This is a genomic window from Corynebacterium sp. MSK297 (genome assembly GCF_030232885.1).
Lineage (GTDB): Bacteria > Actinomycetota > Actinomycetes > Mycobacteriales > Mycobacteriaceae > Corynebacterium.
In genome coordinates this window covers 53277-64934 of record NZ_JASPGD010000005.1, presented here as the reverse complement: position 1 = coordinate 64934, position 11658 = coordinate 53277, and the positions used below count along the sequence as shown (strand labels likewise).

The 11658-nt window shown below is 57.8% G+C and carries 9 protein-coding genes; 1 reads left to right on the top strand and 8 read right to left on the bottom strand.

Annotated features, from left to right (window positions below; translation table 11 throughout):
* Positions 1-74: 74 nt before the first annotated feature.
* The 6 genes from trxA to QP888_RS06630 all read right to left on the bottom strand — a co-directional run bounded on the left by trxA (position 75) and on the right by QP888_RS06630 (position 9262).
* Entirely contained in the window at positions 75-398 is a 324-nt protein-coding gene (gene trxA / locus QP888_RS06655; RefSeq protein WP_284812758.1) for a thioredoxin, read from the bottom strand.
* Positions 399-522: 124 nt separating this feature from the next.
* Complete coding sequence (trxB, locus tag QP888_RS06650; protein WP_284812757.1) at positions 523-1446, bottom strand: thioredoxin-disulfide reductase; 924 nt, start codon at positions 1444-1446, stop codon at positions 523-525.
* A 140-nt stretch (positions 1447-1586) separates the two neighbouring features.
* Positions 1587-2213, bottom strand: coding sequence for an RNA polymerase sigma factor (locus tag QP888_RS06645; protein WP_284812756.1), 627 nt, complete (start codon positions 2211-2213; stop codon positions 1587-1589).
* Positions 2214-2444: 231 nt separating this feature from the next.
* Positions 2445-6026 (bottom strand): murein biosynthesis integral membrane protein MurJ, encoded by a 3582-nt coding sequence (murJ, locus tag QP888_RS06640; protein WP_284812755.1) that lies wholly within the window; start codon positions 6024-6026, stop codon positions 2445-2447.
* A gap of 15 nt (positions 6027-6041) precedes the next feature.
* Complete coding sequence (locus QP888_RS06635) at positions 6042-8450, bottom strand: hypothetical protein (RefSeq protein WP_284812753.1); 2409 nt, start codon at positions 8448-8450, stop codon at positions 6042-6044.
* Positions 8447-9262 (bottom strand): NUDIX hydrolase, encoded by an 816-nt coding sequence (locus QP888_RS06630; RefSeq protein ID WP_284812752.1) that lies wholly within the window; start codon positions 9260-9262, stop codon positions 8447-8449. Before QP888_RS06630 ends, QP888_RS06635 begins: the two co-directional genes overlap by 4 nt.
* On the opposite strand from QP888_RS06630, the gene QP888_RS06625 reads away from it, so the two are divergent.
* The gene (locus tag QP888_RS06625) at positions 9261-10751 is read left to right on the top strand and encodes a CCA tRNA nucleotidyltransferase (protein WP_502869142.1); all 1491 of its coding nucleotides are present in this window, start codon (positions 9261-9263) and stop codon (positions 10749-10751) included. The genes QP888_RS06630 and QP888_RS06625 overlap by 2 nt on opposite strands.
* Before the next feature lie 124 nt (positions 10752-10875).
* On the opposite strand, the gene QP888_RS06620 is transcribed toward QP888_RS06625, so the two are convergent.
* Together QP888_RS06620 and QP888_RS06615 are read right to left on the bottom strand one after the other, a co-directional pair.
* Positions 10876-11211, bottom strand: a complete 336-nt coding sequence (locus QP888_RS06620; RefSeq protein WP_284812749.1) for a hypothetical protein — start codon at positions 11209-11211, stop codon at positions 10876-10878.
* Between the two features lie 45 nt (positions 11212-11256).
* The gene (locus tag QP888_RS06615; protein ID WP_284812748.1) at positions 11257-11628 is read right to left on the bottom strand and encodes a Rieske (2Fe-2S) protein; all 372 of its coding nucleotides are present in this window, start codon (positions 11626-11628) and stop codon (positions 11257-11259) included.
* Positions 11629-11658: the final 30 nt, after the last annotated feature.

Here is an 11658-nt window from a genome sequence, read left to right as displayed (position 1 = left end):
ATGGATGTGATGTTCATAGTTCGTTGCTGAAATCGCATCAGATACAGATTGTGTTACCTACGGTTCTACAGGGTTTACAGAACTGCATCGATTTTGCTGACGATCTGCTTTTTCGGCAGATTGCCAGTGAATTCATCCACCTTGGAACCGCCCGAATAGATCATCACCGAAGGAATCGACATCACCTGGAACATTGCGGCCAGGGTGCGTTCTGCATCAACATCGACCTTGGCTACCTTGATCTTGCCGTCGTACTCTTCGGCGAGTTCTTCGAGAACTGGGCTCAATTTCTTGCATGGCCCACACCATTGCGCCCAGAAATCAACGATGACTGGGACGTCAGATTCCACAACTTCAGACTTAAACGTCTGGGACGTGATATCAATTGTGTTGCTCATGTGGTTTGTCACCTCGTGACTTTCTATAAAGAATTACTGCGCACTCTAGTGTAGTCACAACTGAGTATCGCCACAGTGCGCGAAAACGCGCGCCGCGGCGATTAGCTCATCATTGCGAAAAATCTTATTGAGCAGACAGGTATTCGCCAGCATCGATGGCGGCGCGGCAACCAGAACCAGCGGCGGTAATTGCTTGCTGATAGTGATCATCGACTAAATCACCGCACGCAAACACACCTGCAATATTGGTGTGCGTGTGCGGGTGATTAACCTTGACGTAGCCGGACTCTTCAAGATCAACCTGGTCTTTTACTAGGTCTGTGCGTGGATCGGAACCAATGGCGACAAACAATGCCGTGACATCCAGCTGGCTGGTTTCGCCGGTCTGGGTATCGCGCAAAGTTAAACCAGAGACCTTGCCAGCAGATTCGTGAATAGCGTCAACAGTCTTGTTGAGCTCCCAAGAAATCTTCTCATTGTTTTTGGCGCGCTCCAGCATGATCGGAGAGGCAGAAAAGCCTTCGCGACGGTGAATGATCGTCACCGAACGGGCAAACTTGGTGAGGAAGGTAGCTTCCTCCATTGCGGAATCGCCACCACCGACGACCGCGATATCGTGATCGCGGAAGAAAAAACCATCGCACGTAGCGCAGGTGGAGACTCCACGACCGGTGAGTGCCTTCTCGCCTTCGACGCCGAGATGGCGCGGTGCAGATCCCGTCGCCAAGATCACACTGCGGGCGGCAAATTCTTCATCACCAACGATGATCTTTTTGATCTCACCGTCGAGTTCGACGCGGTCTACTAACTCCATGCGTAGATCCGCGCCGAACCGTTGCGCCTGTGCACGCATTTCTTCCATCAGCTCCGGGCCCATGATGCCCTTCTGGAAACCAGGGAAGTTTTCCACCTCGGTGGTGTTCATCAACTCGCCGCCGTACTCATAACCTTCAAACACAATGGGTTTGAGTTCAGCGCGGGCGGCATAAAGCGCAGCTGTGTAACCTGCGGGGCCAGAACCAATGATAGCGACATCGTGAACGATCATTATTTTCCTCCGTTGCTGTGCATGTGTGCCCGATATTCTACGCGCATTCACGGGCACAGCTTGGTGTGCAACTGGTTGCACACACTTGTCGACGGTGCGTCCTTGGCTTTATTGGTTGTCGTGGCAACTAACCGGAGGAATTATGAGCTAGCTTGCGCGTTCTCCACGGCTTCGCGAACCGCCTGGCGCGCCCGCCAACGCCGCGATTTCACGGTTCCCGGTGCTACCCCCTGGTGCTTGGCTACCTCGAAGATGCTGTAACCGGCAATATCTGTCAGTGTTAATGCCTCGCGTTGTTCCGGGCTGAGCTGCTCGAGAGCGTCGTCGAGGTAGATCCGAGCATCCACGCTCCCGGTGGGATCATAAGCTAGCGCCGGGTTGCGGTCATGCGGCACGACATCCGCGTCGATCGTGGGGGTTTCCCTGCGGTGTTTATGATTCAGATGGTCATAGCCGGCATTCATCACCAGCCGGTGCAGCCAGGTTGTCAGCGCGGATTCTGCGCGGTAGGTATCCAATTTTGTGCTGGCCTTCAACATCGCATCCTGCACAATGTCATCAATATCGTGATCATTACCCGCATAGCGACGCGCCACTCCACGCAGCCGCCGCCGGTGTTTGGTGAAAATCGCGCTAAATGCACTGGCGTCGCCGCTACAGAAATCGTCGACAAGCTGTCGATCTGAAATTTCATGGACTGCTGTGTCGTCGCTAGAGACTGTGTGGTTGCTCTGCTTTCCGTTGCTTACGTGCGTGGTTTCCACCATGATCCCCCCGATCGTTGTGGCCTTGCAGGTGTGTCCCCTTGTGTTCCCCATTGCACAACAGAGATGACAACAGCGCCGCCCGGAATTGCACAGAATACTGTGCAACACAGACCGGACGGCGCTGAAGTTTTATGCTACAGAGCTGTGATTGGTGCGGCTGTGATCGGTGAAGCGTTGCTCGGTGAGGCTGTGCTCGGTGAGTCTTCGCTCGATCAGGTTATGGAGTATGGCCTATGGGCGCACCTGCACATCGTCAACACTATTGAGCCCGGTAAGCAGAACATCGCGTACTCGCAACTCGTCTTCCACACCGCTGAATTGGATGAGCACACCGCCAGAAAAGTCGTTGCGACCATTCAGGGAAACATTATTGCGCCCTTCCATCAACGTGCCGGTGGCAATGCGTGGCAAAGAATCGCGGTCGACGCTGGCAGGATCCACCGGCGTCACGCTGGTAGTGCCATCGTCGTTGGTGATGTCATCGACGGCGAAAACCGAGAACTTGCCGCCTGCGGTCTCGGAACGGATCACCAGATCTTTCAAGATCACCGGATCCTGGGTGGTAACCAACAGCGCCGGATCTGGTTGGTGTGATTCCCATACCGTCTGTGGATCACCATCGATGACCTCCGGAGCCTGCGGCCCATCTGGGAACGAGCGCGCTTCGTGCAGAATCTGGACCACCGGCAGTTCAATCACCGGGGACGGCGGGGTGTTGGTGGCATGAATCGCATCCGATGAGACCGGGCTGGTGTCCTCATTCGTATTAAACAGCGAGAAGACATAGGCAGCCAGGGCGGCCACGGCGATGATCAATAAGAACGCGAACGTGGCAATCACTATTGCACCACCACTGGAATAACCACGGGCACCGAAACCAGCGCGCTCTTCCACATCCGGGGTGGATTCGTCTTCGACCGGCAATGCCTCGACGGCACCTGGTTCTTCTTCCTCCTCGTTGCGGAGGAATCGTTGCAAACGATCAGTGATTTCGCGAGGGGTTGGCTCCAGTGGCGCTGCGGCCTGGGCTGCTGCTTGTGCGGCTGCGGTGCCACTGGTGGCGGTCGGTGTGTGAACCTGCTCCGGCTGATGTGGCTTTTCGGTAGCCCCGGATTGTTCTGCCTGGGCACCTCGCTCATCCCGCTCACCCTGGGCCCCCTGGGTAGAACTCGCAGGCTGTGCGGGATCAGCGGCGTCGGCAGCAGCATCGTCGCCGCGATCCTGTTGTTGCGGATGTGCGGTTTTGCGCGGCTCGGTAATCGTCGATAATTCTTCCGGTGTCGGGGAGGTCGATTCCACCAATTGGGAAATCGCAGAATTCAGCGAAGAACGGTCCCGGTCGATGGTGTTGTCATCGAGAACCGCTGGGAACGCCAACATCGCGGTGCCCTGGGTGGAAATGCGCACACGGTTGCGGTTGTCCAAACCGACGGTCTGGCCATTTTCGTGTGCAGTGGCGATGGTATCGGCAAACGGGGCCAATGCTTCGGCAACGGCAGCCGGGTCCAAGCCATCGGATTCGGCGACCGTCTTCAGATCACTACCCGGGATCCAGTCTGCTACCACCAAACAACCGGAGCGGTAGGACAACACTCGGATATTCGGTGCGATGCCCGGCAGGTTCAACTGCGCTAGACGACGCGTGCGACGTGAGACTTCTGCTGCCGCGCGAGCGGATTGTGCCGGGGTCATTGCCGCCATCGGTGCGTTACCGGTGGTGGTAACAAACGTCAGCGCGACTTCTTTTCCGGTGGCATTTTCTTTTGCCTGCCAGAACTGTGCGCCGGCGACGCTGCCGTGATCGCGCAGTAATCGGAAACGCCCATCGGAAACAGGTGCACCTGGGGTGAGGCGAGCGCCTCGGACGACACCGGCTGACATCGGTGGTGGCACAGGGCTGGAGTTGAAAGCGTCTTGTGCCAGAAAACGGGAGGAAATGTCTTGCAGGTCGATCTCGCCGCTCGTGACATCGTCGTCGGAATCGTTGACCTTGATGAACCTCGACAGGCCCGGCAAACGACGAACCACCCGGCCCAACGACTGGATTTCCGGGATCCCGGAAAAGGACAGCACAATACCGGTGATGGTTAAAAACACCACTCCGGCAATAATCGTCGAGACCAGTGTGGCCGCAGACCGTAGCGCAGACTGCAGCACATTTGGAGCCAGATCGACAATCGCCAGACCCCAAGAATCCGGAAGGAAACGCAGCAGGAACAACACCACGTAGGCACCCGCCAGGCCGGCTAGACCAGCACCCAGCGACCAGCCGGAGGCACCAAGCACCTCGCGAGCACGCAGAGAACCCAGCTTTCGGCGCAACAGCAAAACACCGATGATGGAACCAGTGATGAATCCGAAACCGTTGGCTGCACCTAACAGGATGACCACGGTTTCTGGGCGAGCGGCAATGACGGGAGCCAACAAAGACAGGGCAATTTTCGTCGCCGTAATACCGGCGATGATAAACGTCGGTGTCCAGGCTTCTTCTCGCGCATAAAACACGCGTAGGTGCAGCAGCACCAATGCGTACGGAATCAGAGTGAAAGCAGAAAAACTCAGCGTCCACCCGAGCAACACCGCGCTTTCTTCCCCGAACAGGCCGTATTGGAACAAGCCTTGTGCGATCGGCGTACCGAAGGCAGTAAAGAATACGACGATGGGAATCAGTGCGATAAAGGTCAGCTTGGTAGCCACCGTCAGGTCACGCACCACGCCTTTATCGTCGCCGTCAGCAGCGTTGCGCGACAAGCGCGGCATAATCGCCGTCAGCAGGGTGACGCCGATGACGCCATATGGCACCTGAATCAAGAGCCACGCTTGCTGGTAAATGATCGGCGCTTGGGCGTCGGCAAGCGCACCGATGCGGGTGGTAATGACATAGCCCAACTGGGAAATTGCCACATAAACGATAATCGCGGCGGCCATGCCACCGAATTGCTTCAAGCGTGCATCCACGCCCCACAGCGGCTTTAGGTTCACCTTCGCTCGCCGCAAATACGGCACCAAGATTAGGCACTGGATGACGACACCGGCTGTGGTACCCAGGCCTAATAAGACGACGTGGATATCGGTGATCGGTGATGGCGCGGCTGGGTTCAGTGAGCCCGGAACCGTCCAGTACAACAGCAGCACGCCGATGGAGATAATGTTATTGGCCACCGGCGCCCACGCCCCGGGCGCGAAAATTCCTTTGGTGTTCAATACCGCTTGGAACAGGGCAAAGAGCCCATAAAACACGATCTGCGGGAGCAGCAAGAATGCGAACGACGTCGCCTGGACCTCATTGACCTGCCCAGATTCGGGCAGCATCAATCTGGTAATCCACGGGGCTGTCAGCAGTGATAGCAGCGTGATCGCGCCGAGGATGGTGATTGCCAGGGTAAATAATCGCCGGACGAAGGCCTCTCCCCTATCGCGATCTTCCTTTTCCGCGCGCACCAGCACCGGCACCACCAACGAAGTCAGCACCGCGCCGAGGACGATCTCGGTAATCAAGTTGGGCAGCGTGTTCGCTGTATTGAACGCCGAAGCCACCGCGGCACCCAGGGTGGCGGTGATTAAGACGTTGCGCAGAAAGCCTGTGATGCGGGAAATCAGCGTGGCGATCGCCATTGAGCTCGTTGCGCGCACGACATCGGCATCGCTGGCCTTCTCGTCGGTGCGGCCGCCACGCAGATCAGATTTATCTTCCGTTTCTGCTACCGCGACGGGTTGCGGGCGTTTTTTCGGAACTGGTGCTGGCGGGGTTGGTTCGACGATGCGCCCGCGGGTAGATCGAACCGAACCAGTTTCAGTTTCTGTCAACGACACACCAATCTGTTTATGCTAATTCCTTCTGCGACGCCGTACCCGCAACGCCACTGCGGTGGCCAACACTAGGGTTAGCCCCGCTGCGACGCTGTACAAGATCACCGAATCGCTCCTGGTATTCACCGTGATTTCTACTGGTTGTGAAATCCCGGAGCCGGTTGACGTGGCAAGCCATAGCCGGATATCAGTTCTTCCGTGATCTGCAGGAATATCAGCCGTCATTGATACGGTAATCGAGCCGCGTGCGGGAATGCTAACCTGCTCCGGCGTGTTGAGGCGTGTTCCTTCTGGAGAATCAAATGCCATCTGTGTAGTTACTGGCAACGGGAGCTGATTCTTGGCGACGACGAGCAGCGGCGAAGAATCCGAGACGCGGGTATATACGTTGCCCGGTGGTGCGAGCGACACGGACTCGCGGAGTTCTTTCAATACCGCGCGGTTGGCGTTGATGCGCGTGGCGGTGGCTGCGACGGCGGCATCGTAGCCGTCTAGGGTATTGCGCTGGTGGTGCGAGAGAGCGACGAGCATATCCCGGCGCAGTGCCAAGGTGTATTCGTAGCGCGTCAATGCGATGTCGGAGTCATTTCTCATGATCGACATCAACTCGTTGATATAGCGCACCTGCTGGCGTACCTGGGTGATTTCGAGGTCGGTAAACACGCTGGGGTCTGGGTACGGGCTTCCCGACGCTGTGCCGGAGGTTTTCGCGGTTGTTGCAACTGCTGTATCGTGCGCGCGCGCCTGCTCGATGTAGTTGTCACCGATGGCGACATCTAAGGGTCGTGGGATCACGCCAGGTTCGGAGAGAACATCGGCTGCTGCAGACAATAGAGTTTCGGCCACTGGTGCTTCTACGAGTGCGGGCAGCAGTGCGATGGTGGTGGCTGCGCCGTCGGCAGGTTGTGCGGCAGTGCGCAGCATGCTGGCAGCCGTGATGTCCCGAGCGTGCTCGGAAGCTTGGGCCGTGCCGGTGCGGTATTCCACTGGCGTGTAGGGCGCGGTGACTGGGCTGGTGCCGGTGTCGTTGAGTATTGCGGCGAGTGCGCCGTCGTAGGTGGAGGCGCGGAGGTTGGTTGCTGGGTCGGCGATGGCAGCGGCGGCGCTCGGTACGGCGTCGTCGGCAAGCAAAGCATGCGCACCCTCGGGAAGGTTTCCTAGGGCATAGGATGTTTCCCGTGAAACATAGCCATTTCCCGGTAGCAGCACGGGCTGAGAATCCAGCCCCAACACTCGCTGCAGCAATTCGGACCCGCGATCGGTGGCTTCATGCAACATCCACCCGTCGTGGGTTCCCTGCACCGCGTTGAGGTCCGTGTTCGCCCACGGCATAGCCAGGACGCAATCGACGTCACGGATCATATCCAGCCATTCGCGGGCGGCGTCTGCTCCCCTACCCTCGTCGCCAAGGTCGGGTTCACGGTCCGCACCCCACGAATCCCGCAGGCGGACCGGCTCATTATTAATCTCCGGGCGCTGCTCATTGACGTAATAACCTTCGGTCATCCGTGCAGCCATGTTCACCACCGCGGGGTCGAGTGCCATGCACGCTGCACCACCGAGATCATGGTTGCGATACGTCTCGACGAGTTCATATAAGCGCCCGCCAGCGGAAATCTGTCTGGTGAAATCCTCCGAGCGCACGATCAGCGGATCATCACCCGTGGCGCCTGGCACCGGGTCGATCCGAGCGGAAACCGGGACGATGACAGAAAACCCTCGCTCGGAGTTTTCTGGAGAATTTTCTGCGGTATCTTCCGTTACGGTGTCGTCCGCGATGAATCCGTTGGCCGTGTGTTCGTTGGCCGTGTGTTCGTTGGCCTCGGTGCCGTGTACTCCGTCGTCAGTCGGCCTATCCACACGCAACACCAGCCTCTCGCTGGCTAAATGCACCGGGTCCCCATCCTGAAAGCCGGTGAGCGTGAACAACACCGGATAGGCGCCCGGTTGCGTGATGCTTAACGACGGCGAATCTGCCGACGCCGTAGAAATATCCATCGACGCGCTAGTGGAACTATTCGGCGCCACCGAAGCAAGATTCACAGCATTACCCCAATACGGGAAATCACTGTGCGCCAGGGCAGCCTGCGCCTCGTCCGCAGAATTCACAGCATCAGCCCGCCGCACGGTCACCTGCACATCGCTGAGCTCCGATGCCGAGCGATTATCGATCCGGAATTTAGCCTGCAGCTGCTCGCCCACACCTACAGGCGTGGTAGCGGAAGCACCGGAAGCGATTTCTTCCAGGGAGGACAGAGACAAACTGACGTCGTCGTCGGCAAGCGGGTCGTGCGGCACACCCCACAACTCGGATTTCTCCGGTGAGACCGGCACTGGCTCGGGTGCGGCGATCGCAGCCGGGGCGGCAATCACACCAGGCAGAGCAGCCACCAGCAACAACGCCGAGAAAGCAGCAGGCCGACTCATCGCGGGGTGATCCTTCCCGCCTCTTTTTCTGCTCGCGCCAACTCCGGAAGCAAATCGTGTGCTCTGCGGGCTAATTTCCGCTCGTCGGCATATGCGAGGCGCTCCATCAGCTCGGAAGCCGGAATCCAAGCAACCTCCGTGACCTCTGGGTCTTCGTCGTTCAGCCATCCGTCGACGAAGCGCAACAGGTGGTGGTGCACCGTTTTGTGGATGCGCACGCCATCGGAGACGAACCAGTAATCAATCACACCCAAGTTCTCGAATACTTCGCCGTGAATTCCCGTCTCCTCCCACACTTCGCGCTCGGCGGTGAGCGTATGCTCCTCGTCCGGTTCGACGTGGCCCTTCGGCATGGACCACAACAGGCGGCCCCGCCGGTCCAGACGGCCAATCAAGGCCACATAAATGCTGGAGAGATCAACCGTGCCGTTTTCCGCAACCGCCTCAGCGAGACCGGAAAGCACCAAACCACCCGCGGATGTTTCTGTGCGGGTTTCCATGACAGAACGTTGGGAACTGTGGCCCTTGCGCGGATGTGCGTTCTTGTTGGCGTGTTTGGGGTTGTTGGGGTGCCTTTTCGACGACTGCTTGGATGTTTGTTGCTTTGCCGAGTGTTTCTTTGGCGAGTGTTGCTTGCCCTGTTTGCGTGCGTGGTGTTTTTGCGCAGGTTTCGCACGTTTTTTCCCAAAACTATCGGTCGTGTTTTTTGCAGCATCAGTATTGTCGCCGGCGGGATTGTGACCTCCCTTCTGCGCGGCCGGGCGACGCCGGCGTCGGCGTCGACTTTTGTGGCTTTTTTGCTCGTTAGTCATTACTGACGATCGTAGTAGACTAACGGGGGTGAATTCTTCAGACACCCAGCAGATTGCTTTGTTAGCACGTGCCACCGAAGCCGTCCGCGAGCTTTCCCCGCTCTTAGCAGGATTGGTGCAACGTTTTGATGCCGCCGGTCATCAGCTGTTTTTGGTCGGCGGTTCTGTCCGAGATGCCATGCTGTCACGTCTGGGTCATGATCTCGATTTCACTACCGATGCTCGCCCGGAGGTTGTAAAGCCCATTTTGGATGAGTGGGCTGAGACGGTCTGGGACACCGGCATCGCGTTTGGCACGGTTTCTGCCGTGAAAAAGGGCGAACAGATTGAGCTGACGACGTTTCGCTCCGATGCCTATGATGGCGATTCCCGTAATCCCGTCGTGGAGTTTGGCGACACCCTCGATGGTGATCTGATCCGCCGCGATTTCAAGGTCAACGCCATGGCCGTGGAATTAACTCTTGCCGACGACGACCCGAACGTGATCACTGGGCGCTTCCATGACCCGGTGGGTGGTTTCGCCGACATGGTTGCCGGGGTGCTGGACACACCGGATTCGCCGGAGATTTCTTTCCGCGATGATCCGTTGCGCATGTTGCGTGCTGCGCGGTTTGTGTCCCAGTTGGAACTGCGCATTGCCGACCGAGTGCGCGCGGCGATGCAGGACATGGCCGGCGAGATTAACCGGATTACTGCTGAGCGCGTGCAGGTGGAACTAGACAAGCTGATGGCGGGTACCAACCCGGTGGCTGGCATTGAGGTGCTGGTGGACACAGGATTGGCCGAGCATATTCTGCCGGAGGTCCCCGCGCTGGCGATGGAACCAGACGAGCACCTGCAGCACAAAGACGTGTACAAGCACTCGTTGACCGTGTTGCAGCAGGCAATTGATCTCGAGGATGACGAGCACTCGCCGGATTTGGTGTTGCGTTGGGCGGCGTTGCTGCATGACATCGGCAAGCCAGCCACGCGCGCGAAAAAGCCGGGTGGCGGTGTCAGCTTCCATCACCACGAAGTTGTTGGCGCGAAGATGACGCGTAAGCGGCTGCGGAAGCTGAAGTATCCGAAAGCCGTGATTGAAGACATTGCGAATCTGGTGTTTTTGCACATGCGTTTCCACGGCTTCAGCGAGGGTGAATGGACTGATTCCGCGGTGCGTCGTTACGTGACTGATGCTGGTGCACTGCTGCCCCGCTTGCATAAGTTGGTGCGGGCTGATTGCACCACGCGGAACCAGAAGAAGGCTCGTCGGTTGGGCCGCGCCTATGACAATTTGCTGGAGCGGATTGACGAGATCCAAGAAAAAGAAGATCTGGCTCGCGTGCGCCCGGATTTGGACGGCAACGAAATCATGGAAATCTTAGGGCTGGAACCAGGGCCAGAAGTCGGTAAGGCGTGGGCGTACCTGAAGGACTTGCGTTTGGAGCACGGTCCGTTGGGTAAAGAAGAAGCGATTGCGAAGCTGCGGGAAAAGTGGGGTGTGGCCTAAATGCCCCACTCACCGGTTTTATGGTGAATTTCCGAGCACTCACCGGCACTGTCGATCATCGGTGGAACGGCAGCCTAGTCGGCTTTATCAACGTAGTGTTCTAGTCTTCCCGTTGGTGAAGTTGTTAGCCCAGTTCTGGAAAACGTTGTTGTACTTCTACCCACCAGGCCGCAAAGGCGTCGTGAGAAAGATGCTGGGTGGTGATGTCCGGATAGTCGCCGTAGGTATCCGGATGCGGGACGGTGGTTTTGGGAACATCGATCTGTCCGGCGCGGTGCATCTTTTCTGCGCTGGTTCCTGGCTTGTCGACGCACGCTGCCCCAGCGATGACTTCATCTGGTGTTAGAGCGATCATGCGGTGTACCAGGCACCCGGATCCGCTTTCTTCCAATTCCGCGAGGTGAATCGCTGTTCCCGCACCGGGGATGGTCATCGTCAGTCGCGTATATAGATGTTTCACGTGAAACACTTCCCTATCTTCGTGTATTTCCCTATGTTCGCGTATTTAACTGTGGACGTTGAGCGCGTTGCCTGCGTCATCGATGGACACTGGTTCTAAAGGGTCACGGGCCGGGCCTGAGACCACGGAGCCGTCAGCGATCTTGAATACCGAGTTATGTGCCGTGCAGCGTACTTCATCGCCTTCCACTTTGGTGATCAGATTCCTCTGGTGCGGGCATTGTTGGGAGTACGCGACATACTTGCCCTCTTCCGGCTGTGCGATGATGTAACCGTCGGCAATAATTGCTGACCCCACCGGTACCTCTGCCTTGGCAACTTCCAGCGGGGGTTCTTCACCGCATGCGGCTAGGAACGCACCCGCAACAGTGGTGGCGGTTCCTAGAAGGAATAGGCGGCGGGAACAAGTCTGTGCCATCGTGATCGCTCCTTGCAGTGCGTGTCAGCG